Below are 26,646 nucleotides of genomic sequence, written 5' to 3' on the forward strand. Positions count from 1 at the left end.
TTCCACTCCATAGCTATACCTCCAGACAATAAAAATACCCAAACAATGGGTATTTCAACTGTCATGTTGAAGTCCATCATCTGGGTATCAGTTTATTGGTATGCCTTCTCTGTCAGATACTTATGTACTTTTTTCGCTGCAGCCTTCTCGAGGCCCTTGTGTCCTTTCTCAAAGTCTTTTACCAGATTCTCAATTGCATTCGTGGCAGACAGCCCCTGATCGTCGAAAGCAACAGCATTGTCGTCAGCAGATTTACCAAGCCACAGCCTTTTTCATATTCGCATGCTCTGTTTTACTGAATTGTAAATCTCTCAAGGTTTCCGTTGATGGTATCAACCGCCTCGGATACTGAAGATGCTGCACTTGCAACAAGTTCTGAGGATGATGCAACACCCTTGGCAGCTTCTGTAACTCTTTCAACATTGTCGGCAATTTCCTGAGTTGATGCCGACTGCTCTTCAGAAACTGATGCCATATTTGTTGCTACATCATTAACCTTCTCCATCTGTCCGGCCATAATGGTAAGTGTATCATTGGCCTCTGATAACTGCTGTGTAATCTCCTTAAATGTAGAAGCAGCATTATTGATAGATTCAGCACTTGAGTTGATCATCTGAGTATTGGTCTCAGATTTCTCCGAAAGCTGCTGAACTCTTGCTGACATATCCTTGATGATGTCTGCAATCTGCTTTGTAGCGTCTGCTGAGTTCTGAGCAAGCTGTCCGATTTCCTGAGCAACAACAGCGAAGCCCTTTCCTGCCTCTCCGGCTCTCGCAGCCTCAATGCTGGCATTGAGTGACAACAGATTTGTCTGTGAAGAAATGGAGTTGATAAGATCAACGATCTGATTGATCTTCTCAGCAGCCTCATCAACACTTGAAACCGCATCCGCCATATCCCTCATGGAATCAACGATATCATTCATCCCGTTTGCAACACCTGCCATCTCATGCTGTCCGGAATCAGCTTTGGTAACAAGCTCGTTCATTGTCTCTTCAATCTGCTGTTCCTGCTCTGTTACATTAGCAACTGTCTGAGCTAGGACTGTAGCATTTTCTGCAACTTCATTGACAGCCTGGGCCATATTTTCAATGTTTTCACGAATCTGATTCATGCTGGCTGACTGCTCGTTAGCTGCTCCCTCAAGGTCTTCAGCTGTACTCTTGGAGTTCTGTGCATCATCAAGAAGTCTGCCCGAAACATCTTTAATCTCACTCAGGGACGTTCTCATACCATTGACAAAGTCGCCCATGGCATTGTTCATATAAGCAATTTCGTCATCACCGTTAGATGATATGTCAACAGTGAAGTCACCGTTCGAAATCTTTTCAATATTGCCTGTGAGGCTTGTAACAGGGTTCTTAATAAGTTTTCTAAGAACAATGTTCATTATTATGATTACAGCTGCAACAGAAATCACAATAACAACTGCAAGAATAGCAACAAGGCTGATAAGTGCTGAGAGCACCTCTTTTTGCTTAGCATAAGCTATTACAAACCAGTCAGTACCACTTACCTGTGAAGCAGCGAGATAATACTTTTCTCCGTTTATCTTGGCATTGACTACTTCATGAGTTTCTTTTCCCGACTCTTCTGCTACATACTTGCCAATAGCGGTAAGGAACGGATCATCCTGGATATCAGCTACATTATTTCCACAAACATCTGCATTTTTATAAGTAAGCAAAAGCCCCTGACTTGTGATCATCATAGCTCCGCCGGTTTGATATATCTTAACGTTACCAAGATCTTCCTGAACACTTGATAAGAACATATCGGCTGCAAAAGCACCTTCTCTGCCATCCTTAAGATGAACACGTCTTATAACAGATGCACAAAGCCCGCCTGTAACCTTATCAAAATAAGGAACATCATAGTAATAGAACCAGCTGTTTGTGTACGTCATTGCTTCCTTGTACATAACATTTTCTGTACAATCTTCTATTTCATATGTTGGATCAGCCGGATACAAAAATGTCTTATCATTAAGCATTACATACGTGCCGGTTGGAAGAAGCGCGTATCTGCCGACTGTTCCCGCAAGATATCCCATTATTTCTTCATTGGAGGCAAATTCATTCTGTTCAACTGCATCTGCCACAGCGTTGAGGTAATAGAATGTAGAATTGAGCTCTCTGTTTACCTTACTGGCATCTACAGAAACCTCGTTTTCCAAAGAATTGTAAATAAGATCCTTGATCATTGAATAACCAAGAGAAAATGTGATTCCCTCAGCTACCAGGATTGTGATGAGAAGCATTGTAACAAACAGTGCAGAAATCCTAGCGCTGATTGCCTTTGGTGATGCGCCTGCTTTCTTAGACGTATTGTCACTCATGATATACCTCCATATAAAACATGAAAATGTCTTACAACGACTACACTATTTATAAGTATACACAATGATTATTAATATTATATAAAGTAAATATGTAATCGTTATAAAAAACATTTCTTTTTTACATGAAAGGCTACTCAAGATTGGAAAATACTTCGTTAGCTCTTTTAATCTGAGCGAAAAAACTGATGTAATAAACCACTGCCCCGGCGACATAGGGAATCGTCACCGAAACGAACATGTCTTTGTAGGCTGATGGAGCATTTTCCGTAAAATGTCCCGCGATCCAAATGCATAAAAAGACAAATCCTATTAGCGCAAGGTACTGCCCGATAGCCACGGGAATAAACGGAAATCGTTGCAGATAATAGCGAAGCGAAAGCACGAAGGTTGCCAGGACAGAAATTCCCAAGCAGGTAAAGATGTTTTCGGTATAATACCTGTCGATAAATCCTGTGCTCTTTTCGAGCAGAAGCTTACCACATACAACAAGTGTAAAGGTGATACAGACGATGGAGATGAAATTGTTTCTGTTAATTAGTTTCATTTTTCTTCCTCCCCTGTAGGTTCTTTAAAGCTTCATAGAACTCTGCTCTGTAGCCTCTGTTCATCACAAGGCACTCGTCGTTCTTAAGATATATGAGTGTCCTCATGTTCAGATCTCCCTGAAGTCTTTTTATCTTATAGAGATTTACGATGCAGGATTTGCTGATCCTCACAAAACCTGCGTCTTTATGATCATCTATGATTCCCTGCAAAGTTTCTTTTACCTCAATACAGGTATCCTTGGTATAACCAAATGTCTTCCTGTCCACGGTCTCAAAGTAGAATATGGCAGAAAGAGGATGCGTCACCCTCTTTCCATCCGTGGTTCCTTCTATGTATTTCAGCGCAGGCCTAAGTCTTTCAAGCACCGCAGCTGTCTCGCTGTCTACCACATCATAGTGAAGTTCTAAGTAGTTCTCCTCTATGTTTTCCTCTCTGGTCTTAAGAAATTTCATTTTCTCCCCTTATAAAATGAACATGCTGCAGAGGAACAGGTAGGAAAGTCTTAAATTCCTTCTTGTAAGAAGATATGCTCCTCCGAAGACAAATCCTCCAATTGCAGTGTATATACCGGTCACAAGGGATCCCTTTGTAAACCAGTGACCAAGCCCCCATGTAAGTGCCACCACAATTCCTCCATAGGGAATCTTATCATTTTTGAACCACTTTTCAAATGCATACTGGCCAAAAACGATGATGAGAAGTACAAGAAATACCTCTGCCAGATAGTAAATGTACTGGAATGTGAAAAGAACCGGTCCCTTCTTACTGAATTCTTTGAGGACTTTGCTGCCGTCCCAGTCAAGCCATGTGGAGATCAGGCAAAAGGCTGTTCCTATGATGAGGAGTACCCACTGGGTTAAAGACATTTCTTTGGCGCCCTGGATAAGGCTCTTTTCCCTAAAGTTCCTGATGAGGTCAACTCCTGATTTACGTGCGCATTCCTTGATAACATACAGTCCGCCGAGTACCCATACTATAACTGTTAATGTCCAGTGCAAAATGCTCTGCCACATGTTAAAACTTCTAAAGTCATATCCATATACGTTTATCTCAATCACATATGCGAGTAAAAGCTCGAATCCGATAACGGCAAAAGCCTCTAAGGCATAGCTCAAAAAATCAAGTCCCTGGAAAAATCTGTTTTTGTCTTTTGAAAGTGTCATTGTTTTCATTGTGAAAAGCTCCTTTGCAGTAGTTGTTGTTTCATCTGATAAACATACCTTACTAGGCCCGGAGCCTTGTTACAATGCCTCATGTACTAAGTTGCAATCAGAGATGCTTAAGTTGCAAATAGTGTGACATTTCTGTGATAAGGGAAATCATATAATCATCACAAGATAAAAAAAACTATCGTAATTGATAGTTTCTACTAAATAAATAAAAAAGGAGATGAAAAATATGAGAAAGATGAATTTAATCATAGCAGCTATTGCCTGCGTAGCACTTTGTGCATCTGTTTTAACAGGATTCAAGTCACTTGCAGCAACAAATGAAGCAGCTCAGGGAAAGACACTTGGCGGATGGGAAGTTGCAGAACAGAATAACCCCGTCATGATAAATGAAAAAGACAACGATCGCATTGAGACAGTACTTAAAGGAAGTGGTGACAATTTCAAAGTGCTTGATCTTGTCGCAACACAGGTTGTATCAGGAGCAAACTACATGTATCTCGTATATGGAACAACAGCAGACAATGCAGTTCCTGGTTACTATTTCGTAACAGTTTACGAGAATACACAAGGAATCGATACAATAATCGGAACTACACCTATTGATGTAAATGCCATTCAGACTATTGCACCTATGGGAAAAGGCATGGTTGGCGGATGGGCAGTACGTGGAACAGGAAAGCCCGGTATGCTCTCTGACCAGAACGCACAGGCTTCCTTTGATAAGATTAACAATGAAGCTGTTATGTACAATCCGATCGCACTGCTTGCAACACAGGTTGTATCAGGAACCAATTATAAGGCTCTTTGCAGAGGAAACGATAGTAATCTTTATGTAGTAACCTGGTACAATGATCTGCAGAATAACGCAAGCTTCACATCTGCTGAGTGCGTTAATATCGGAGCATATTCAGGACTGTGATGATAATATGTCCGAGATGTCTTTTACCGAATCAGCAATAAACGTTGCGCCGGATTCTCTAAGGCTTTCGGTATTACCATACCCGTAGGTAACAGCAATGCTATCTACTCCGGCCCCCAGGGCACCTTCGATATCATATTTGGTATCACCAATCATAATACATTCATTCTTGTCAAGGCCGTATTCATTTACGGCCTTTTCTATTAGTCTCTTTTTGTCAGAGCTGTGGTCCGTTAGTTCTGGTGCGATTATGGCATCGAACAGGTCTGACATTCCGATCTTCTCGATTATCATTTTTGAAAACTTTAGGGGCTTGCTGGTCACAAGAAGGACTGTTTTGTTTTGGGCTTTCAGATTCTGCAACAGCGCGATGATGCCATCGTAAATGTCGACATCATACATGCGCTCTTTTTCATAAATATATCTGTACAGGGCTACTACCTTGTCGCAGTCCTCTCCATGAAACTGATACTCTCTTTCAAATGAATCATACAAAGACGGCCCGATGAAAGTTTCCAGCTTCTCTTTGGGCTGATTTGTTATTCCAAACTGTTCCAGTGCATATTCAACTGATGATGTGATCGCTCTTCCGGAATCTGTCACAGTTCCGTCAAGATCAAACATTATATTCTTATACATTTCTCTCCTCGCATTTTGAGCCCTGGGGACGGAGTCAGTGGCTCATTTGTGAGCCCTGGGGACGGAGTCATGGGCTCATTTTTTATGTCATGTCACAGGCTAAACAGGCTCATCTGCTCATACTTATCAGGTAGTTCATTCATATAGCTGAAGCAATCTTCCGGCTTGTACATGATTTTGTTTGATATGCAGAACTTTTGAAAGGTCTGCATTAGCTCTTTTGCATTAGGACTTGGAAGATCATAGGCGTTTCCGTAACGCGTAATATAGCGCTCCTTCATTCCGGGAAAATGCTTATCCAGCGCTGCATAATAGTATTCACGGTTGCCCTCCCGAAGCGTTAGTCCCATGCCGAAATCTATAATACCCTTTACACCCACGCGTGCGCAATCCTTAAGTATTGATGTCAGGTTTTGCTCAGTATCATTGATAAACGGTAGGATTGGCGTGATCCATACGATTGTTGGGATTCCTCTTTTCTGCATCTCTTCGAGCACTTCTATCCTGCGCTTTGTATTGCACACATTGGGTTCCAAGATGCTGCACAGCTCATCGTCGTAGGTTGTGAGGGTCATCTGCACCACGCATTTTGCGCTGCGATTTATTTCGTCCAGGAGGTCTATGTCACGAAGGATTCTGTCGGATTTGGTCTGGATGGCAAGGCCGAATTCATACTTTCTTATAACTCCCAGACAGCGCCTAGTCAGGCACAATTCATCCTCGCAGTGCATATAGGGATCTGACATAGAGCCTGTTCCTATCATGCACTTTTTTCTCTTGGACTTCAGTGCTTTTTCCAGAAGCTCCGGAGCGTTGCGCTTTACTTCTATATCCTCAAATGGATGGGTGAACTGATAGCACTTGCTTCTGCTGTCACAATAAATACAACCGTGGGTGCATCCACGGTAGATATTCATTCCATGGCGCCCATGGTTTTCTGTGAGAATTCCTTTTGCTTCAACAAAGTGCATTGTGTTCCTCCATTTTTGAGCCCTGGGGACGGAGTCAGGAGCTCATTTGTGAGCCCTAGGGACGGAGTCAGTGGCTCATTTTTATTTTCATATTGCTTTTCTTTTTCAACAATTGTATAATGCGTTTTAAATTAATATCAATCACAGAGTTCTTCTGTGAGCAAAGGAGTAGATTATGCCAAGAAGGCCAAGAATCATGAGTTCAACTGGCATATATCACATCATACTTCGTTCTGTAAATCAACATCTCATCTTCGAAGAAGATTCTGATTATCAAAAGTTTCTCTACATTCTTTCAGATTGCAAAATGAAATATGACATTAAGGTATATGCATATTGTTTGATGGATAATCATATCCACTTATTGTTAAATTCCCCCGCGGATAAGCTTTCTGTCTTTTTCCAAAGCCTGGGGACAAAATTTGTACGATGGTATAACAACAAATATTTGCGTACAGGACATCTCTTTCAGGATAGATTCCGCAGTACATCAGTAGAGAGTGAAAGAGCTTTTCTTGCCGCAATAGTTTATATACATAACAATCCGGTCAAAGCAAACATGTGTCGTTATCCATCAGAATATCGCTGGAGCAGCTACAACGCTTATTATAGTCAAAAGAATTCTCTGATCGATGCAAGTCTTGCTGACAAGATCGCCGGTGACAGAGATTCTCTTCACAGATTCTTCTCCAGAGCGACAAATCATTCAAATGATGAACTTTTTGCAGATGATCATAAAATGCAAAAGCTCTTTCTGACCGATGAAAAAGCCCTGGAAGTCTTTATATCAACATCTAAACTGACTTCAACATCTGAAGTAAATAACCTTAACAGAGTACAACGAAACCGCTTGATTTGCGAGTTGAGAGACAAAGGCTTAACCATAAAGCAGATTGCGAGGTTAATGGATATTTCTTTAGCCACAGTAAAACGACTGAGCAAAATGATCCCTTGACTCCGTCCCCTGGGCTCACAAATGAGCCACTGACTCCGTCCCTAGGGGTCATTTCGCAATCTTCAAAAACTTTTTGTCGTTCATCTGCTCATTGGTGACATATTCACCGTCGCAGAAGAATGCGTAGGTCGTTATGGGTGTTGGCGCGTTTTGCGCCTCTTCCTTGCTGGTTATCTTAATTGCCTTGAAGGGGATATTGTGCTCAGCGGCAGTTTGTTCAAGAATCGGGACATACTTCGCATTGAACGGGCATTGGTTTGTATAGTAGAGAACATAGCCATTTTCTTCTATGTGCGGGTGTTTAGCGCACTCTTTGAACTGTGGTACCACGCTGCCTTCTGCAAATGGCAGGTACCACAATTGTATCCCGTTGTCTGCTTCGTCACACACTGTAAAGCCTTTGTATGTAAGGAACTTCGGATCAGCCAGGAAAGGCTTTTTCTTAGCTGCAGCCAGAATACATAGACCAAGCTTTCCCTTCTCTTTGCTATCGCAAATGCAAGAATCAAGCAGCTCGGTAGAATATCCATGTCCCTTGAATGCCCCTGATACCCACAGGCAGTCGATATACATATAATTATCTGCAACAATGGGAACCCAGGCATTCTCAGCAGGAATATATTCAATGAAACACTTGCCTCGCTCTGCGCTTTTTAAAAACACAAGCCCTTCATCAAACCTCTCGGCAAGCCATGCCTTCTTGGATGAAACCTGCACATCTTTATTGTTTGAGATAGCACAACAAATGTGCTCATCTTCCAGATTGTCTTTTGTAACCCTGACAAACTCCATTTACTCAACCCTCCTTAAGTTTTATCGGATGCCTGATCACGGTTCTCAGTTTCTCAGGCGCCACCTTCCTTGCATCGCTTAAATAGATCTCGTGATGATGTCTTTTGTCTGTAATGTCCAGTGCATACCCCTGCTCCTCCATATACTCATGCAACATCGCTACAGTCGCAGGCTCATCATCATATGGTCCGACATGCATGCATTGGACGCAGATTTCCTCTTCCAATGTCATAAACTCCACCTTCGAAAAATCCTGCTTTTTCTTAGATGTAGCCTCTGCAACTGCCCAGTCAAAATCATCCTTTGTCACAAAATCCGGGAGCCGTATCGCAGAAATCCAATTAAAGCTTTCCTTATGTGCATAATCTATGCCTTCAACTCCGTCCTGCCACCAAAACCCTTCAAGTGGCGGTACAACATAATCGAAATAGCCTTCAATTCTATGGTCGCCCTTCTTACTCATCTTGATGGTAAAAGAGATTGCGTAAAGAATGCCAATTGCTCTTTTATAATCACCGTCTTCCTCATTAGGGTCGCCAGTACCGCGCACGGCAACAAAATTCATCTTAGGCACAGTTACAATTTCCGGTTTTGATGCCGGCATATAAAATTCTTTAAACTCTTTTTTATAATCAAACGCCATAGTTGATCCTCTCCACCCCCTCCAAAAAATGAGCCCCTGACTCCGTCCCCGGGGTTCACAAATGAGCCACTGACTCCGTCCCTAGGGCTCACTTTGCATCCTTGGTTTCGTAGGGTTTGTTCCAGGAGCCGATTTCAATAAGATTTCCCTCGGGGTCTGCGATGTAGCATGTTCGCTGACCCCAGGGCTCAAGCTCAGGCTCAAGCACCGCTGTTGCACCACCTTCCACTGCCTTTTTGAACGCAGCATCAACCTCCTCGAATGTATCAACATAGAGCGCAATCTCAGAATGTCCGTTAAGTCCCTTTACATACTCATACTTCCTGTTTGTCATCTTCTCGAAATCCCCTCTTCCATACAGCAGGAAAAGAGTTCCATCCTTAACCAGATAAACATTGGAGGTATCCTCTGCCTCTTTTATCTCAAATCCCATAACATCTCTGTAAAATCTAACCATCTTCCCCATGTCTTCCACCATAAGTCCAAATCCATCAAGTCTCATTTCTCATCCTCCTTATAAACATCATTCATTTTCCTAACGATTTCAGCCAGTCTCTGTCGTGCTTGTTTCGGCTCAAGAATCTCCGCCTTTTCTCCAAAGGTCAAAATCCACGTAACAAGGTTCTCCATATCCGTGTAATCCGCCGTAAACAGCAGCTTTCCATCCTCCTGCTCTATGAAGCGCGCGGGGCCAAACTCTTCTACCAGGCGCCACTTCACGTCTTTTGTGAAAAGAGCTTTCACCTTTATTCCACCCGGAAACACCTTTTCAGTTGATAGATCCGGCGCCGGAACGCTTCTGCACTTAAACTCAGCATCCGACTCACCCACCTTATCCATGCGATTTAGCTTAAACAGGCGAAAGTCCTTTCTTTTAAGGCACCATCCCCACACGTACCAGCTGGACCACTTGAACACCACATAGTATGGCTCAATCCTGCGACTACTCTCTCCGCTCTGGCTGTAATACTTAAAGGTCAGTATGTGCCTGTTTTCAATGGCGCTTTGTATAGTTTCTATCTTGGGAGCAAGCGTATCCCGGTACCAGGACGAGAGATCAATAAGAATGGAATCACGGCCGCTCACAAACTCAGATGAACCTGCACTGATCTTTTCCATGAGCTGCCCATAGTATCTGCTGCCACTGATACTGTCAAGGCTTCTGAGGCCGGCAAGGATCACCTGCATGTCTTTTGACGTAAGAAGAGTCCTGTCCATCCGGTATCCATCCATGATACTGATTCCGCCGTGGGCGCCCCGGGTAGTTTGTATCGGAATCCCGGCTAGGCACAGATCCTCTATGTCTCTGTTTATGGTTCTCTTTGATACTTCAAACCGCTCTGCCAGCTCAGGAGCTGTAGTTTTCTCCTGCTGAAGCAGCACGGAAAGTATCCCGATCAGCCTGTCTATCTTCATTTTCGCTCTCTTTCTGCTCTCAATATCTATGATATCATGCTAAACATGTCATCTATATGTCATGTTTATTATAACAAAAAACCGGCAAAGATTCTCACCTCTGCCGGCCGTTTTCACCGCGATCTCTAACTATTTCTTTTTCACCTGAAGCTCTGCAAAAGACACATAGTGCTTAATCACAAATTCTTCCCCTGCATTTTCTTCAAGCATCTTCATATGCTCTTTATCCCAGGTCTTTAGCTGCTGTTCATTCATTGCAGCTCCAACTCCTCTGCACGCGCGCATTCTGCCATGCCATCCTTCTCTGGTAAAAGACACATCGACTCTGAATTCATCTCTTTTCACCAAATCAAAAGATGACAAAAGTGCATCCGGAACATAAACCGGGTGGATCGTATCTCCGTAAGAAGACCAATTCGGATTGTGCTTTAAGATGATCTCCTCACTCTTTCCGGCAATCGGATCTTCGTATGGAAGCCATCCCATATACAGGATAAGGAGCTTTCCTCCGGGTTTAAGCATCTTTGCAAACCTGTCAGTAATTACCTCAGCGTTCAGATACCAGATGCACTGGCACACGGTGATGACATCAAATGTATTGTCTGAATAGCTGACTTCTTCCGCAGAGCACGTGTAAAACTCAATGTCCATCCCCTGCTGATCTGCAAGCTCTTTTGCCTGAGCTATCTGGTTTTCCGAGATATCAGTCCCAATCCACTTAGCACCGTACCTGTACATGTTGCGCGGAAGGACTCCTGTTCCGGTTCCAATATCGAGCACTTTCTGGCCATCTTTGCAAAGCCCCATGTCCAGAATACACTGATAGAACTCCTGAGGATAAATGTCACGGTATCTAGCATAATCCTTCGAAGTATTCCCCCAATCAAAGGACTTACCATTATCGATGTCCGAAATCTGCATACCTGCTCCTCCCTTCAAGTCTACAATCTATATACATTCTATTCTATACTATTTTGAGCCCTGGGGACGGAGTCATGGGTTCATTTTCAGAATTTTCTGAAAATGAACCCATGACTCCGTCCCCAGGGCTCAAAAATGAACCACTGACTCCGTCCCTAGGGCTCATATCTGCTGGCCATACATAAGCTTTCTATGTTCGATTGCCTTTTCCGTTAGTTCTTTATTAAGTTCCTTGCGTTTCTGGCATTCTTCGATCTGTTTCTTTTGCCTTGCTGCTCTCTGTGCTCTGCGCCTTGCATTATCATTATTGGCCGGTCGCCTCCTGGAAGATCGCTCGCTTCGCATTTTCTCAAGCAATTCATCAAGCTTCTCTGCTGCGCTCATAAGCTCGGATTCCCTACCCTTTATGGCAAGATCAACGTGCTGTATAGTTCCTGCTCCGCCGTCTTCTTTCAGATAAAATCCGGTCTTTCTTACCTTTCCGTCCAGAACGCCATCCGTTCCGTCTATTGTAAATTCAGTATCCTCTGCTCCAAGAAAAATCGCACCAACTCCCGATTCCTTAAGGCTCTTTAATTCCTCTTTTCCGTCATCGGTCTTACTCCAAACCTGAAGCTTTTCAAAGACCTCATCACTCTCATCAATCCAGCCATTTCCATCGCTGTCATACTCAGCAAGATCCTTAAAACCATCACCACTCTTAACACCAAACAGCTCCGCGCCATCATTTATCTTGCCATCCCCATTTTTATCAAGAGCAAGAAATCCGCTTCCTGCCTTTGTCATGGAAATCTCATCCTGCTTTCCGTCAGCATCCAGGTCGAACTTAAATTTCTTATCACTAAGTGAAGCCACCTGCTGCCCGGTATTTATTATCAGTGGATCAAAGAGACTGTCCATTGGTGATGACATTGCAATAAAGGTATCGCGCTCTTTCTTCCGCGCCATCGCAACATCTACATCAACCTTGATTTCCCTGCCATCCTCAGTTGTGATCCTGCCCGTTGCCTGATAATCCGCCTTCTCCTTCTCTACATGCTTTTCTACTATTCCTGCAAAAAATCCGCTTGTCCCTGCGCCGCTGCTTTTCAATTCCTTTTGATAGCTGTAATTTGCCTTGGAATAAACATCACTACTCGCTATCTTCATATTCTGTTTACCTCACAATTCCAGCGCTTTACTGTTACATTACAGGTATCGACTATGAAGATATCCGGATAAATAGCTAATGCATCAACGGACATTTTAATGTAGTGAATAGTCATCTTCTGTGCTTTGGAGCATAACTCTAACCCTGAATACCTTATTCTCTGAACTGATATCCATTGTCCCAAGGTATTTATCCGCAATGCTCATCACACTCTTTAGCCCAATTCCATGAAGCTCTCCATCGGTTTGCTGTCTCTTCCTGCTCACTATATTGCTATCCAAGTCTCTTTTCAGCATTCCGTCAAAAGAGTTCTCGGCTCTTATCAGGAAAAAGTTCTCCTTAAACTCTCCCGTAATTTTTATGTACCTTTCGTTTTCCGGGATTGCTGCCACAGCTTCCATAGCATTGTCCAGCAGATTGTTCAATATGATTCCCATGTCTGTAGCGCCAATACCACTTTCTTTGGGAAAAGAGAAGTCCGCCCGAAATTCACATTTTAGATTGTCCGCCTGGCCTGCTGCCTCGTTTATCACTATATCGGTGACTGGGTTTCCTGTAGAAATCCGCATGCTATTCGTGCTCAGTTCTATGTTCATTTCACCAAGAAACTTCGAAGCATCTTCATATCTTTTATTTTCCAAAAAGCTCTTTAGTATCATTAGTTTTCCGGCCATATCATGCCTGAGTGTCCTGATGCGGTCATGATATTTTTCTGTGTATTCTATCTTCTTCCTGATAAATTCCTGCTGCTTAAGTTCCTCCTGAAGTCGCAGTTCCTCTTCCTTGAGCCGTCTGTACCTCTGCCAGGTAGCAATGGCAGATATCTCGCCTATGAATAATAGCAGTGCAAGCAGAGGAAGTGTAAATACCATTCCTCTCTTTTCGTCCAATAAAAAGAATACCTCTTTCTCCAAAGGAACCACCATGACATCGGCAATCATGTAACAGATAATGTACGAGACCGCCGAATAAACTGACAGATAAAGAGCTTCCGTCCAGGACATGTCATATTTCTTTTGGCAGAGTTTTCTTACTACCAGGTATTCGCCAAAAAGTGTAAGTGCCATGAAGACAATCTGCGCCACTATAAGCACAAACATCCAAAGCCACAAACGCTCTATGGCACCGTCCTTTGAATAATTAATTGCTCCTGTGACCTTATCTGTAATTTCATTGAAGATTGCGAAGTTTGCAAGATACCATACGTAAAAGACATTGTTCCACAAAAAGAAAACAAATATCGAGTGAGGCAGCACTTTGGGATTGATCAGCCAAAAGACTATGGCTATGACGATAAGTCCGATGAGGCTGTACAGTCCTCTTGTTGAGAAAGGTATGGCAAAGAGAATTAGCCCGATAATAGTCATGACTGCTGATATCATAATTATCTTTGCTCTGTTCAATATCTCTTTTTCCAGAAAAAGATCCAGAAACAATCCCAGAAATGCTCCCCTGATAAGAATCATGATTATTCCGTATAACTGCTGAGCTATCCTTATCTGTTCTTCGGTCATAACCCCTCCGCTTTTTAGGATATGTAATCCATATATGCTTTTACAAATTCCTGGTATTTATATTTGGACATTATAAGTAGATCTCCGTTATCTATCTGTACCTCAGACCTCGAGTACCCTTTAATATGCTTCATATTAACCAGATACCCCCTGTGGATTCTGAAAAATTCTTTTCCCAGTTCCTCTTCAAGTCCGGCCATCTGTCTGTAGATTTCATAGCGTTTATCCTTCATATGCACTACTGCTTTTCTGCCTGAGCTTTCAACATAGAGAATGTCTTTTACCCTCAAAGTCACAGACTCTTTTCCAATCTGCACTGTAATGAAATCCTCTTTGTTGTGATATGAAGTTTCGCATATGAGCTGTGCGTCAAGTCGTTTTAGCTCCTCAATTGCCCGGTGCAGATCACTCTCAAATGTATCTTTTGAAACCGGCTTTATCAGATAATCAAAAGCCTTTACCTCAAACGCATCTCCCATTCTGTCAGGGATTCCGGTAACAAAAATGATAAGAGGCCTTGAAGCGCGCATACTCTTTCCGGTTGCCTCTATTTTCTTTTCCAGCTCTTTTGCTGTCTCAAAGCCATCACTCTTATTCAAGGCAATATCAAGGAACAACACATCAACCCTAAGGCCTTCATCGATATCCTTTAGCAGCTCTTTGCCACCTGAGTATTCCTTAACCTCTGCCCCCGGCGTACTTGTCCTTGTCCATTCGCGTAAAAGACATCTCACAGGCTCTTCATCATCACAAATCGCTATACAGTACTTATTCATATTTCATCCTCTTGTCTGTTTATGCATAAATCATAGCATCAGAACATTTGCGTAGGCTTTATCCATGTCATGAATAGACATTTTTATGTTACGAATGGGCAATTAAAAAGCGCATCATTCCAATGTTTTCATTCCATTGAAATAATGCGCATCCTTGATTTTGAGCCCTTGACTCCGTCCCCGGGGCTCAAATCTGATTGTCTATCGCACTTCCCTTTACGTCGTTCGAAAGAAGGCTCAGCTTGTTGAGAATATTGTTAATCTCAGAGTTGACCGTATTCTGTGTATCCTCCATGGAAGCACCCTCAGAAATAATGGTCTTTTGCGTACCTTCGGCATCCATCCGCTCTGCCTCAGCTCGCTCGCGCCTTGCGACAGCTCTTTTTGCATCTGCGCCGGTCCTCTGGCTCTCTGCAGCATGTTCCTTGATGTTCTCGATCATCTCCTGCTGCATAGCTTCTTTTTCAAGCTTCTTCGCCTCTTCTTTCTTCTCTTCTTTCTTCTTTTCCGCAGCCTCTTTTGCCTCTTCTTCGCGCTCCTTCTGCTCTTCATCCACATGCTCGATCATTTCCTCTGTCAAAAGAGCTACCGTCTCATCATTCGAAGCCTCCATGATCTCCTCAGCTGCATCCTGTGCCTTGAGCATGTCCTGCGATTTGAGACGTTCTCTTTTCATATCTGCATATCCCTGGACATTTCCGGCCTGCTGAGCCTTGGCCTGATCGATATCAAGCGCATTCTGCTGATTCTTCGCCACATAGTAAAGAGCCTGCTGCTGATACTCGGACAGCTTTCCCTTCTCCTCATCGGATAGTCCGTCTTTGGAGTAATTCATTTTAAAGGCAAGCTGTTCAAGATTCTTATTCTCTTCGCTGTCCGGGTCTATCCCATATTGTTCCTGAAGCTCTTTTAACCTGGCATCATTGTCCCTGGTATCAGTGCGCTTCTCATTTATCACGTCCTGCAGGCGCTTGATCTCATCCTTGATTCCCTGCATTTGCGCATCAAGCTTCTTCTCGCCTCCAAAAGCATCGGAGACAACCTTAAGAGCCTGCTTTCTTGCAAGCCCCTGACGCTGAGCTATAAGACTCTCGCCCTTAAGGTTTGCGCCGGAAATCGAATTCATGTTGCCGTTCTTATTCTGCGTATTTGCAGCGCCTGAAATTATCTGCGTATTATCATTTCCCTGAAAGGGGTTCTGTTGTATTCTCATAATTTGTTACCTCCGAAATGAACCCATGACTCCGTCCCCATGGCTCATTTTTGATCCCTAGGGACGGAGTCATGGGCTCATTTTTCATGAGCAAATCTAAATATCACTTCTCTACATCTATAAGTGCCATAAGCTCTTTTACGTCTTTATCCAAAGCGTCATTTATATCAGATTCCCTCTGGAATGGGTACTGCGCAGCATATACGGGCTTCATGATGTCCTGATAAAGAGCTTTAATCTCAGAAGCAGCGTTTTTGCCGGTAATATCAACTGCCCTTATACTGTCGCGGAGCGTTTTTATCAGTTCCCTATCAGTAGCAATGTCGGTGCTGGCATATCTTGGTGTTCCAGATTCTGTAACGCTTCCGGGCACCAGTACTTCAACTCCAAAGTATCTGCCTGACTCAGGATCATCGTTCACACGTGTGGTTCTTCCCGAAAGCATTTCGCTCTGTCTTTCCACCAGACCATTGTTGTAATCTCTCATAGCCTTGCTGATCACCTTGGCCTGATCTTCATTAAATCCCGCAGCAGCGGTGTTTTCCACAACCTTCTGCGCGACTTTCATCTTGGCATAGTCCCGATAGCTTAGGTATCCTGCCTTCAGCTGACTTCCGACACCAGTCACAAGCTTTCTGGCCGCGTCAAACTCTTCTTCGGAAAAAGAAACTCCGCCTATCTTGTACGCACCTTCAGCATTCTTGTTAATCGGAATCTCTGTTCTGTACAGAGAACTTACCGGATGGTTATTCCAAGAATCTCTGACTTTCTCCAGTTCTTCTGCTCCAAGCGCAGAGATAGAAAGCGTAGCTGCCGTGTCACCAAAAGCTACGTTTGATCTATCACTGAGCTTTTCATGAATTGCCATCTGCAAACCACCATCTTTATTTTCAGGTGAAGACTTTGCCAGCTTCTCATCTCGCTGCTGTTTCGCAGCATAAATTTCCTGACCAATGTCTTTTACCTGTCTATCCAGCGAAGTAATATTGATTCCGGTCATGACCATCTACCTCCGTGTATATGAACGACATAACTTTTTTTCTGTTATATCGGCATATAACCTTTAGCAACTTATACTGTTCCTTTCTCTTTTGAACTGTAGTAGTCCTCAAACAGCTTGTTCGCCGCATTCATGGTTTCCTTGCAGATTGAAGGAAGATCTCTTCCCCAGGTCTTTGTTGCCTGCTTGAAGCCCTTCTCCATGGCCTTTTGCATCTCTTTCATCTTGTCCACGTCATCGCCGGCAAGAGCTGATGCGAAATCAAAGAGCCTTTGGGAAGTCTGCTTTACGCCGTAATAGCCGTCTTCTGAAATATCTTTTTGCGCCTGAGCCTTGGAGGCAGCATCCACCTTGAAATTGCCACCGGCAAGCTGCCTCCAGAAGTCATCGCCCTTGGCTGTTCCATAAGCACCTACCTGACCTTGCAGCGTCTTTTGCACAATGGAAATCAGATTGTTCCTCTGCTGTTCCTCGGCGGCCTTGAGCTGCTGAACTATGGCTGCCCGGTCTTCTTTGGACTTCTTGTATATAGCCTTTTCATCATCCTTCTCGCTCTTTGCTGCCTTCGCATTGGCATCCTGCTTTTCGTAGATAACTCCGGGCTGTGCTGCGGAAGATGCTTTCTCTTTTTCCTTATCATCATCCTTGATCCACGCCGGCTCTGCGCTGCTATTTAGGCCTACATAACCCTTCGTTCCATAATTTGTGTTGATTCCTATGCTCATAAATGTTACCTCCTTGCATTTATTAACATTTGTTAATCTATTCTTCAAAAAAAATATCTCACACCCCTACATCAAACGTCCCACCTGTTTCTGCCGGTGCGCTCGTCGTTCCCGCATCCATAACTGTCATGTCCACACCTCCCAGCGATAGCATCACTCCGCTGTCGTATGCCCCTGCTCCCGCAAAAGAGCTTTTTCCGGCATTCTCTTTTTCAGATTGGAGCCGGTCAAACAGTGCCTTCAAATACTTAAGATCCGCCTTCAATATGTCTCTGGCTTCATCAGATCTGTGCTTGACCTTGAGCTGCTCTAAGTCCTCAGGTGTCATGGATCCTGAGAGAGCCTCTGCCATTTCATCAAGCTCCTCGTCCAGCTCTACCGTCTCTTCCGCCATCTCCATCATCTCATCGACGCTGAGCTCTAACTTTTCCATAAGGGCTTCAAACTCGGCCTGCTCAAGCTCTTTTATCTCTTCCTCGGACGCTGCTTCATCCGGCGCTTCTTCCGGCTCAACAGGCATTTCCTCCTCAGCCTTGATATTCCTTTCCGCAGTCTCTTCCATTTTCAGGTTCTTCTTTTTCTTATCGCAGGCTCTTTGAACCATCTCGGCATGGAGAATTGCCCTCAGTACCTCTTCTTCATCCACGTCCCCGTTCTTTAGCTGCTTTTTCAAAAGAGCTATCTTCGCCCTGATACTGTTCGATACCTGCATGGCTTTTGTGGAGGTCTTAGCCTGCAAGACCTGTGATGAAACCTGCTTAAAGCTATATAGTGCCGGTTTCTTTTTCTTGCCGGTCTGCTTGGTTGGTCTGCAGATTCCGATGGTTCCGACATGATTGCCGTATGCATCATAGAGTCTTTTCCTGTAATGAGTTGTGTTGCCACTCACAGTGACTTCCCATCCGTTCACATAACCACCTCCTGTTCCCGGTTTTCAAAAATGATCCCCTGACTCCGTCCCCAGGGGTCAAAAATGAGCCCTTGACTCCGTCCCTAGGGCTCAAAAATGAGCCACTGACTCCGTCCCTAGGGGTCATAACCACATGATGAGGCGCTCGAAGATGTCGATGTCTGAGTGGTTGGGGATAATGATGATGCTCTCGTTGATATCTTTTGCATCGAGCTCTCCCCAGCTTACGCTGCCACCGATTCCGGGGATCTTGTAGTAGCCGCCCACTGAGAAATAAAACCATCCATCGCCGCTTTTTGCTTCAGGGTACTGCTCAAGAAGGGCTTGGGCGTTTATTGATATATACTCGTCGTCATAATATGTCACAATGGACTGGTCGTCATCTACAAATATAGAATCCAGATCACCTGTATAGCACATGGAACAGACCGGTCCCATGTCATTGGTTCTCTTATAGGAATTAGCCTTTATAAGTCCGATCACAGCGCAAACCACCATCACTAGGATTACAGCCCCGCTCAGCACAGCTTTCGGATTGTATGCCCTTTTCCTTACTATCTGCTCAAGTCTCTTTCTCAAGGCCTTGTAATTATCATCCGTGGTAAAAGACATTCCGCTTTCATATCCAATCTTTCTCCCGCTATCAGACATGTCTTTTGCACAGTCGAGAATTACGCGTCCGTAAAACCCCGTATCGATGTTGTTTCTCTGAATCGTTACCAGATCACAAATATCTTCAAGATCTCTTTTCAAATACCGAACTCCTATATGAAGCAGGACATTGGGCCAAAGAAGAGTCCGAAGAATATCGTAAGCCAGCAATATCCACAGATGTCCGAGCCTTATATGTGTCTCTTCATGCTTTATCACAACGCCTCTTTCTGCACCTTGCAAGCTATCCGGAACTACAATAACCGGCTTAAAGCATCCCAGGCAGAAAGGCGATGCTTTACCCGCAAACACTTTGACAGGATACACGGATAAGTGATCATCTTCCGAATCGGTCATGAACCTGATAAGGCGTTTTAGTCTGACGCGCCTATAAATAAGCAGTGCTGCAAATGCTATAATCCCAGCCATATACACTGCACATATCCATCTATGCTCTGACAAAAAGCTATACCACCTGAATATGGTATGCACACCAACTCTTGTCTCAAAATAAGCTCTTAGTTTCCCGCAAAATAAAACAGGAATCAGCATGCACCACAAAGCAGCTCTGCCAAAGACATGCCCGGCAAACACACTACTCCTTAAGGCCATGATAATTCCCATTACAAAAATTGATATGATCGCACAAAAACCAAGTATGGTCGAATAATAAACGCATACAAATTCAAAGACATTATGCAGTTGTTCAAAGAACATTTGCATTCCTTGCATAACTGCTCCCTTGCTCATCCATGAGACTTAAATATCTTTCCTGGCTTTTTTGAGGATGTCCTCAAGCTCTTTTATCTGCTCCGCCGACAGCTTTCCGCCCTCCAGCAAAGTAAATGCGGCTGATAGTCTGTTGCCCTCAAAATAATTCTCCACAAAAGCGCTGCTCTTGGCTCTCTGGCACTCCTGCCTTCCCCTTGCAGCACTGTAGTGATAAACTCTTGCATCATCCGGATCGACCGTATATGTGAGCATCCCTTTTTTACACAATCTGTTTATAAGGACCCTGACCATTCTCTGGTTCATCTTGGAAGATTTTGGAAGTGCATCGGCTATCTCCGCAGAGGTAAGATCATGCCCGCATCTCCAAAGCGTCTCCATGATCATCCATTCACTTTCACTTGGAAGCATCTCTTCTTTTGGCATACCATCCTCCTGTATATCTATTATATCGGATAACATATGTTAATAATTAATAGTTGTTATTCAATTTTTTTCATTTCATACGACGCTTCTACTTCCAAGCCCTATCACACGATATCTTTTGAGTCCCGTTAATACAAATCCCAGGATTATCGAAGCCACAGTAGGCGTCAGCCTGATATATCCCTGCTTTGATGAAGAGTATATTGATATACAAAAAGGCTTCGGATCACTCCGAAGCCTTTATAATTTATACCATATTCAGTTATTGTTCTTTATTTATTTCATTCCTTCCCAGAGCCGTTCTTTCTCGGTAAATGCGACCGTTGATTGTTTCGATATCTCCGGCTTTATCGCCTTTTCACTGATATCATCGGTAAACAGTGCAGCTCGTTCAGGTTCTGCATATATTTCCTCTTCCTTTGTGACATGAGTTTTGATCTTTTCCAAATCATCCATAATCCTGCCCTCCCAAAAGAGATATATTAATTTATATCAATATTATACCACCAATATTTGAAAAATGAACCCCTGACTCCGTCCCCGGGGCTCAAAAATGAGCCCTGGGGACGGAGTCAGGGGTTCATTTTAGAATAGGCTGAGTTGGTTGTCGATGTAGGATTTCATCTCGACGTCGTGGATTATGTCGCCCTCGCGGTAGCCTCCGATAAGGAAAGGCGAATCGGGATTGTGGAGCTTCATGTTTCGCTTAACTGCCTCGATGTCATTGTTTGCGTAGCAGTATCTGCAGAGATGTCCACAGCTGTCATAGGCTCCGATGTCACCTGAGAGGTAACATGCGCACTCTTTTCTTGCGGGCTTTTTATTTGGGACGATGAGCTTTGCTCCGATGGCTTTTTCGTAAGTCTCAATTGTCATACAGCCTCTGCAGTCAGCGCCGTACTCCGACAGAAACTCGCCCTCTCCGCAGGGCTTTACCACCATGCCATGAGCTGTAGCGATCTTCACGATCTCTTTTCCCAGAAAGTGCTTATTCTGCCTTGCGACAGAGCTTACCTCAGGGAAATTTCTTTTCACCTTCTCATACAGATCAATAAAGCTGATGACAACAGTCTTGGTGTACCCATCCAGTGCAGCAGCCATCTGCTCAAAGGCGCGCAGATGATAGTCCACAGTATACCTGTCATTTACCAGTATCGGGTCATATCTCCATCCGATGCTGTTAATTCCAACCATCTTCGAGAGCGCCTTAAAGTCCTCCAGTATCTTATGCTTGTCGGGAACTCCCGGCTCTATATCCCTTCCATAGGGCGTTATCGTAACGAACCAGTATTGTCCGTAGTCCTTTATCACATCCATATACTCAAAAAATGGCGCAGGATTCTTAGAGCAAAATCCCACCACATCTACCGTGTCAGGACTAAGCTTATACCTGCTGACCCTTTCTTCATTAAATGGATTGCGGACGCAGACTTCTCCCTCTTTAAACCTGTTTGCAAGCCACTTGGGGTAAAAAGCAGGAATATCAGTCCTCTGTCCTGTGTTGATTATCATAAAAGCATTTCCTCAGTTCAACCAACTTCGTAACGACTAAATCATATATACAGATTATATCTGTTGCAACTCAAAATTGGCAAAGGACATCCTACTATGTTAGAATTTATACGCCTGAAAAAACAAATAAAAGGAAATATTATGAAACTACAAGACCTTCTGAAATTTGAAAATATAGTGATCCAGTGCCACGACAATCCTGATGCGGATGCCCTTGCTTCAGGCTTTGGGCTTTATACATATTTTAAGGCCGCCGGCAAGGATGTGCGTTTTATCTACAGAGGACGAAACAAGATCCAGAAGAGCAATCTTATGATCATGTTAAAAGAACTTAAGATTCCCATAGAGTATGTCCCTGACTACGACGAAGAGCCTGAGCTTCTGATAACCGTTGACTGCCAGTACGGCCAGAGAAATGTGACCACGTCAAAGGCGCAGAATATCGCCATTATAGACCATCACCAGAAGACCGTTGATCTGCCTGAGCTTTCTGAGGTTCGCAGCAATATCGGCAGCGCATCCACCGTTGTCTGGGACATGATATGTGCGGAAGGTGATAAGGCAAAAGAGCTGATAAGCACAAATAAAAAGCTCTCCACTGCTCTATACTACGGTCTTTATACCGATACCAACAAACTCTCCGAAGTATCCCATCCTCTGGACAGAGATATGATGGATGAGCTTATCGTCAATAAGAGCCTTATTGTCAGAATGAGCAACTCCAATATCTCTTTAAAAGAGCTGAAGATAACCGGAAAGGCTATCCTCGGATACGAGTTTTTTGATGACAACAGATACATGATAATCCAGGCTGAGCCCTGCGACCCCAATATCCTTGGAGTAATGAGTGACTTCTCACTGGAAACTGCAGGTGTTGATGTCTGCGTCGCCTACTACGAGAGCCCTGAAGAGATCAAGTTCTCTGTAAGGAGCTGCTCCAAGGAAGTTCATGCCAACGATCTTGCTGCTTTCCTTGCTGAAGGCATCGGAGGCGGCGGTGGACATATCTACAAAGCCGGCGGATCCATCCGACCCGAGAAGATTGAAGGAAAAAGTGCAGACGAAATACTTAAAGAAAGACTCCGCCTTTACTATGACAGCTATGATGTAATCTACGCCTTAAAGACCACCCTTGATACAGCGGAAATGGGCAGATACAAAAAGCTTCCTCAGGACAGAGGCTGCGTTAAGCTCACCGATGTTTTCCCTGAAAAGACTCTTGTTTCCATCAGAACTCTTGAGGGAGACGTAGACATAACCGTTGAACCGGATCTTTATATAATGATTGGAATCGAGGGCGAGATCTACCCTATAAAAGAAGAAAAGCTCCTAAAGAGCTATACATTAAAAGATAGCCCCTACACAGAGGCTCTTGAATACCCGCCAAAGATCAAGTCTCTTACTACTGGCAAAAAGAAATCCATCATGGAGTTTGCAAAGACTGTGAGCACCACAGATACCTCCTGTATCTATGCAAAGACTCTAAAGCGCGGCGCAAAAGTCTTCACAGCCTGGGACAGCGAGAAATACTACCTTGGAAATCCGGGCGACTATATTGCCTGTCGTGAAGACGACCCTCATGACATTTATATTATCAGAGGGTCGCTGTTTAACAGATTGTATTCAGAAGCTTAATTATCCGGTAATTCCGTATATGGATTTCTGCTCCACTGACATCTCTTCACCATGAAGATAATCCTTTGTCTTCTGGATCAGATCATCCACAGAATAATGCTTAAAGTATCCAACGACACCTTCCGTAGACTTTTGGTCATAACCGTAAGTTAAGAAGGTGTCTGTTTTTTTGTCATGGCCAAAAGAGTTATAGATACATGTAACTTCGACCCAGGTATCTGTCTCCACCACATCTGTGATATCGCTGTTTTTAAAATAGAGCAGACCCTTTTCACTGTCATAGTCAAAGTATTTATTCGAAACGAATGACGATCCGATAACAGAAAGATCACTTTTTCCCAAAAATTCAAAGGTCTCTTTATCATAGCGGTAAAGCGTTCCATTAGTGTAAGCCACCACTATGATCTCTTTTCCGTCAGCGTCTATAAAGGTAATATCCATTGGTGCGACTCCACCACAGAATATCTCACCAATAATTTCACCATCTCTTCCTATGAGCTTTATAATCTCGCTGTCGCTTACAGCAATGATACTGCCATCACTGTTTGCCGAAGCCAGGACTGCGTCTCCAAAACCTTCTCCTAAATCAATCTCAGTAATCGTCTCTTTAGACATATCAGCCAGAAGATCGGTATCTGCATTAATATATACGCTATCTATCTCCTCAATGTAATATACATCGCTAAAGGCGGTATTAAATTCAACCTTTTTCTCTTCTCCTGTGGCAAGATCCCTTTGAACAATTGTATATTCAAATCCTTCTCCGCTATTGATATAAACAAGCTTTCCGTTTTTCAAAAAGCAATACGGCTCATACTTGCTGTAATCCTCGTTGATCACCTCTTCCTCAAGCGTCATGTCAGAAAGATTGACCTTCACTATTCTTAAAACCAGTCCTTTACTTACAGCCGCATAAAATGTGCTATTATTCGATCCGATCAGTCTATAGCTATAGGACGGAATATCTTCACTCAAAACGCACTGACCCATATAGGTCTTCTCTGCCGGATCAACAAAGATGATCTTGGCTCCTTCACCTTCATCATCCAGAATCGCCAATACATCTTCGGTTAGCAAATAGGTATTGCCTGTTTTAAAATCAGGCACCTCATCAATAAGTTTCCATTCTTCATCATAGACCTTGGTGCCATAGTATATTACCTGTCTTGCATTATCGCTTAATGTATAGACTCCTCCCCCGACAAGAGCATCTGACAGATTGTCCGTAAATCTGTCAAAGACAGATACCCCTTGCTTATCCCCAAACGTTGCCGGAGCTGCTGTGGCTCCGCCTTTGGTAATAAACATCGGCTCTCCGTCCCCATCATTATCGCTTATATCGATAATCGAATCATTGGTATTATAAGTTCCCAGTATCTCTCCGGTCTCTACATCCCATATCCTGCAGGTGTCGGACTCATAATAGGCAATCTTTCCGCCCGCCAGAGGAAGAAATTCTGCGTTGAAATACACGTCTGTAGCTGTAATTTCAGATGCCCATTTCTCACTAAGATCCTCTATGGAAATACATTTGATCTCTGCCTTGTCCTCCGTTACAAATCGAAAGTTCATGAGCTGAACGCTGGATCCGTCCATATCTTCCTTGCATGCCAGATAGATATTGTCACCGGCCGAGACTATACTTGTAACCCAGCTGCCTATCTCATCGTTTACAAGCTGCTCCCCGGTGCTAAGGTCATACTCATGCAGACTGTAAATATAATTATTGATATCTGTCTTGTTCGCCAGAATATAGATGAGCTTTGTCCCATCTTCAGACATAACAAAATCAGTAGCATCAATCATGTTAGACTCATCCCCAAAAAGAGAGAACGTTCTTTTAAGCTTCCCGTCATCTGCAGAAACAATATCTACATTTCCCTTTGCTCCGGGAAGAAGAAGATCACCTTCGGGCAGCACAAAGACATCATCGACAAAGAGCTGTTTTGACTGTTCATCCTCTATTTTCCACAAAAGTTTGCTCTCATTAAGATCAAAAGCCGAAACGCTTCCCTGGCACAAGAGTATCAGTCTGTCATCTCCAAGGAAGAAGAAGCCTGTTCCTTTGTCGGCAGCATTGTCCTCATAAAGAACCAGTTCATGGCTGACGTCTGTCTTCCAGGCCATGACAACACCGTTCTGATCCATGGCAGCAAAATATGAGCCTTCATCAGAGAGTTTAAAGCTCTTTACACGCCCAGGCATTCTGTAATTCCAAACAGCACCTATATTGCTGCCCTCAAGTGACACATAGGAGTAAGAAGCCTTGGTGATAGCTCTTTCAGCCTCGGGAATTACAGGCCTTACATCCTCATCACCTTCAGGAAGAGATGCCAGTGCCAGTTGCATAGCTTCAATTCGGTTCGCATTATTTAACTTTATTTCGGATTCGTTTGCCAGATATCTGGACTGATTCTTGAGCGACTCCAGATAATTCTTTTGAATAAGCGCATTGGAGTGCATCATATACGCTATAAAACCAAGCGTTAACGTAAGCGCACCTGCAAAGATCGCATTCATTCTGCGCATCTTGTACTGACGCCTTCTGTTTATCAGCTCATCATAAGAACAGCCGATAAGCGCCGCAGCAAGCCTTGGAAGTTCCTCAGCCTTGGCCTTTCTGTAAGGCAATCTATAGTCACAGGAAAGCGGCTCATAGGGGATTTCCCTGATATGCTCTACGCCGTTTTCGTCCACAAAAATGTCTTTTCCCTTTAAAAGAATCTGCGGAATAACTTCGTTTGGTTCACCATCGCAAAGTACCGTAAGAATCCGGTTAATCGGATGGCTCTGCAAAAAGTACTCAATCTCCCTCTCAACCCAGGTTGAGAGCTTGGTGTTATGAGAACAGATGACAATCAAAAAGTCAGAGTTTTCAAGCGCCTGTGATATGGTATCCCCAAGGTCACTGGTTATTGGAAGCTCGTCCTTATCCCTGAATATCCTCTCTATCTTTTTTACTCCGGTAGCCTTCTGTATCTTCTTAGGGATATGAAAGCGCTCCAAGTCCTTTACAATAGAGGCGGCTATCTTATTATCAAGGTCTGCATGCTTGTAAGAAATAAAAGCATTGAAGTGATTTATCATTAC

At 43.6% G+C, this 26,646-nt stretch carries 27 protein-coding genes; 4 read left to right on the forward strand and 23 right to left on the reverse strand.

From position 1 onward, the window contains the following. Positions 1–219, forward strand: a 219-nt coding sequence (locus tag G589_RS22185; protein WP_207637020.1) for a hypothetical protein, incomplete at its 5' end; no start/stop codon positions are given. A 73-nt stretch (positions 220–292) separates the two neighbouring features. Here the strand turns inward: G589_RS22185 and G589_RS0110445 are convergent. The 4 genes from G589_RS0110445 to G589_RS22120 all read right to left on the reverse strand — a co-directional run bounded on the left by G589_RS0110445 (position 293) and on the right by G589_RS22120 (position 4,059). Further along, positions 293–2,338, reverse strand: a complete 2,046-nt coding sequence (locus tag G589_RS0110445) for a methyl-accepting chemotaxis protein (RefSeq protein WP_026522099.1) — start codon at positions 2,336–2,338, stop codon at positions 293–295. Positions 2,339–2,471: 133 nt separating this feature from the next. Continuing rightward, complete coding sequence (locus G589_RS0110450) at positions 2,472–2,885, reverse strand: DUF6608 family protein (protein ID WP_026522100.1); 414 nt, start codon at positions 2,883–2,885, stop codon at positions 2,472–2,474. Then, entirely contained in the window at positions 2,872–3,339 is a 468-nt protein-coding gene (locus G589_RS21155; protein WP_051192318.1) for a LytTR family DNA-binding domain-containing protein, read from the reverse strand. Before G589_RS21155 ends, G589_RS0110450 begins: the two co-directional genes overlap by 14 nt. A gap of 9 nt (positions 3,340–3,348) precedes the next feature. Then, a complete protein-coding gene (locus G589_RS22120) occupies positions 3,349–4,059 on the reverse strand; it encodes a hypothetical protein (protein WP_196811876.1) in 711 nt (236 codons plus the stop codon). Between the two features lie 226 nt (positions 4,060–4,285). On the opposite strand from G589_RS22120, the gene G589_RS0110465 reads away from it, so the two are divergent. Beyond that, positions 4,286–4,978 (forward strand): hypothetical protein, encoded by a 693-nt coding sequence (locus tag G589_RS0110465; protein WP_026522102.1) that lies wholly within the window; start codon positions 4,286–4,288, stop codon positions 4,976–4,978. Here G589_RS0110465 and G589_RS0110470 read toward each other — a convergent pair. Together G589_RS0110470 and G589_RS0110475 are read right to left on the reverse strand one after the other, a co-directional pair. Beyond that, complete coding sequence (locus G589_RS0110470) at positions 4,967–5,617, reverse strand: HAD hydrolase-like protein (RefSeq protein ID WP_026522103.1); 651 nt, start codon at positions 5,615–5,617, stop codon at positions 4,967–4,969. The genes G589_RS0110465 and G589_RS0110470 overlap by 12 nt on opposite strands. Positions 5,618–5,709: 92 nt before the next feature. Continuing rightward, the gene (locus tag G589_RS0110475; protein WP_026522104.1) at positions 5,710–6,588 is read right to left on the reverse strand and encodes an SPL family radical SAM protein; all 879 of its coding nucleotides are present in this window, start codon (positions 6,586–6,588) and stop codon (positions 5,710–5,712) included. Between the two features lie 175 nt (positions 6,589–6,763). Between G589_RS0110475 and G589_RS19615 the strand changes: the two genes are divergently transcribed. Beyond that, the gene (locus G589_RS19615) at positions 6,764–7,543 is read left to right on the forward strand and encodes a transposase (RefSeq protein WP_081669003.1); all 780 of its coding nucleotides are present in this window, start codon (positions 6,764–6,766) and stop codon (positions 7,541–7,543) included. Between the two features lie 48 nt (positions 7,544–7,591). Here the strand turns inward: G589_RS19615 and G589_RS0110485 are convergent, their stop codons facing one another. The 16 genes from G589_RS0110485 to G589_RS0110560 all read right to left on the reverse strand — a co-directional run bounded on the left by G589_RS0110485 (position 7,592) and on the right by G589_RS0110560 (position 21,921). Next, a complete protein-coding gene (locus G589_RS0110485; protein WP_026522105.1) occupies positions 7,592–8,335 on the reverse strand; it encodes a GNAT family N-acetyltransferase in 744 nt (247 codons plus the stop codon). 4 nt (positions 8,336–8,339) lie between these two features. Continuing rightward, positions 8,340–8,978 carry a GyrI-like domain-containing protein gene (locus G589_RS0110490; RefSeq protein ID WP_026522106.1) on the reverse strand — a complete coding sequence of 213 codons (639 nt, stop codon included), beginning with the start codon at positions 8,976–8,978 and terminating at the stop codon, positions 8,340–8,342. Between the two features lie 88 nt (positions 8,979–9,066). Beyond that, positions 9,067–9,480 (reverse strand): VOC family protein, encoded by a 414-nt coding sequence (locus tag G589_RS0110495; protein WP_026522107.1) that lies wholly within the window; start codon positions 9,478–9,480, stop codon positions 9,067–9,069. Further along, positions 9,477–10,394: a helix-turn-helix transcriptional regulator gene (locus G589_RS0110500; RefSeq protein ID WP_026522108.1), complete on the reverse strand. Its 918-nt coding sequence runs from the start codon at positions 10,392–10,394 to the stop codon at positions 9,477–9,479. Before G589_RS0110500 ends, G589_RS0110495 begins: the two co-directional genes overlap by 4 nt. A gap of 129 nt (positions 10,395–10,523) precedes the next feature. Next, complete coding sequence (locus G589_RS0110505) at positions 10,524–11,315, reverse strand: class I SAM-dependent methyltransferase (RefSeq protein WP_026522109.1); 792 nt, start codon at positions 11,313–11,315, stop codon at positions 10,524–10,526. 162 nt (positions 11,316–11,477) lie between these two features. Then, positions 11,478–12,464 carry a hypothetical protein gene (locus G589_RS21165; RefSeq protein ID WP_051192320.1) on the reverse strand — a complete coding sequence of 329 codons (987 nt, stop codon included), beginning with the start codon at positions 12,462–12,464 and terminating at the stop codon, positions 11,478–11,480. A 96-nt stretch (positions 12,465–12,560) separates the two neighbouring features. Beyond that, on the reverse strand, positions 12,561–13,979 hold the full coding sequence (locus G589_RS21170; RefSeq protein WP_026522110.1) for a sensor histidine kinase: 1,419 nt from the start codon (positions 13,977–13,979) through the stop codon (positions 12,561–12,563). A 14-nt stretch (positions 13,980–13,993) separates the two neighbouring features. Beyond that, positions 13,994–14,755, reverse strand: a complete 762-nt coding sequence (locus tag G589_RS0110520) for a LytR/AlgR family response regulator transcription factor (protein ID WP_026522111.1) — start codon at positions 14,753–14,755, stop codon at positions 13,994–13,996. Positions 14,756–14,942: 187 nt separating this feature from the next. Beyond that, positions 14,943–15,968 (reverse strand): hypothetical protein, encoded by a 1,026-nt coding sequence (locus G589_RS0110525; RefSeq protein ID WP_026522112.1) that lies wholly within the window; start codon positions 15,966–15,968, stop codon positions 14,943–14,945. A 103-nt stretch (positions 15,969–16,071) separates the two neighbouring features. Next, a complete protein-coding gene (locus G589_RS0110530) occupies positions 16,072–16,968 on the reverse strand; it encodes a hypothetical protein (RefSeq protein WP_026522113.1) in 897 nt (298 codons plus the stop codon). A 71-nt stretch (positions 16,969–17,039) separates the two neighbouring features. After that, positions 17,040–17,693, reverse strand: coding sequence for a hypothetical protein (locus G589_RS19630; protein WP_035775889.1), 654 nt, complete (start codon positions 17,691–17,693; stop codon positions 17,040–17,042). A gap of 58 nt (positions 17,694–17,751) precedes the next feature. After that, complete coding sequence (locus G589_RS0110540; protein ID WP_026522114.1) at positions 17,752–18,603, reverse strand: hypothetical protein; 852 nt, start codon at positions 18,601–18,603, stop codon at positions 17,752–17,754. Positions 18,604–18,726: 123 nt separating this feature from the next. After that, complete coding sequence (locus tag G589_RS0110545; RefSeq protein WP_196811877.1) at positions 18,727–19,986, reverse strand: M56 family metallopeptidase; 1,260 nt, start codon at positions 19,984–19,986, stop codon at positions 18,727–18,729. 27 nt (positions 19,987–20,013) lie between these two features. Then, positions 20,014–20,409 (reverse strand): BlaI/MecI/CopY family transcriptional regulator, encoded by a 396-nt coding sequence (locus tag G589_RS0110550; RefSeq protein ID WP_026519518.1) that lies wholly within the window; start codon positions 20,407–20,409, stop codon positions 20,014–20,016. 276 nt (positions 20,410–20,685) lie between these two features. Then, positions 20,686–20,865 (reverse strand): hypothetical protein, encoded by a 180-nt coding sequence (locus tag G589_RS0110555; protein WP_022768451.1) that lies wholly within the window; start codon positions 20,863–20,865, stop codon positions 20,686–20,688. Between the two features lie 129 nt (positions 20,866–20,994). Next, positions 20,995–21,921, reverse strand: a complete 927-nt coding sequence (locus tag G589_RS0110560; RefSeq protein WP_026522116.1) for a DUF1848 domain-containing protein — start codon at positions 21,919–21,921, stop codon at positions 20,995–20,997. 141 nt (positions 21,922–22,062) lie between these two features. On the opposite strand from G589_RS0110560, the gene G589_RS0110565 reads away from it, so the two are divergent. Beyond that, complete coding sequence (locus G589_RS0110565) at positions 22,063–23,556, forward strand: DHH family phosphoesterase (RefSeq protein ID WP_026522117.1); 1,494 nt, start codon at positions 22,063–22,065, stop codon at positions 23,554–23,556. Here G589_RS0110565 and G589_RS0110570 read toward each other — a convergent pair whose 3' ends face one another. Then, positions 23,557–26,643 carry a TIR domain-containing protein gene (locus tag G589_RS0110570; RefSeq protein ID WP_026522118.1) on the reverse strand — a complete coding sequence of 1,029 codons (3,087 nt, stop codon included), beginning with the start codon at positions 26,641–26,643 and terminating at the stop codon, positions 23,557–23,559. Positions 26,644–26,646: the final 3 nt, after the last annotated feature.

Origin of the sequence: Butyrivibrio sp. VCB2001 (genome assembly GCF_000423965.1) — a bacterium.
Lineage (GTDB): Bacteria > Bacillota > Clostridia > Lachnospirales > Lachnospiraceae > Butyrivibrio.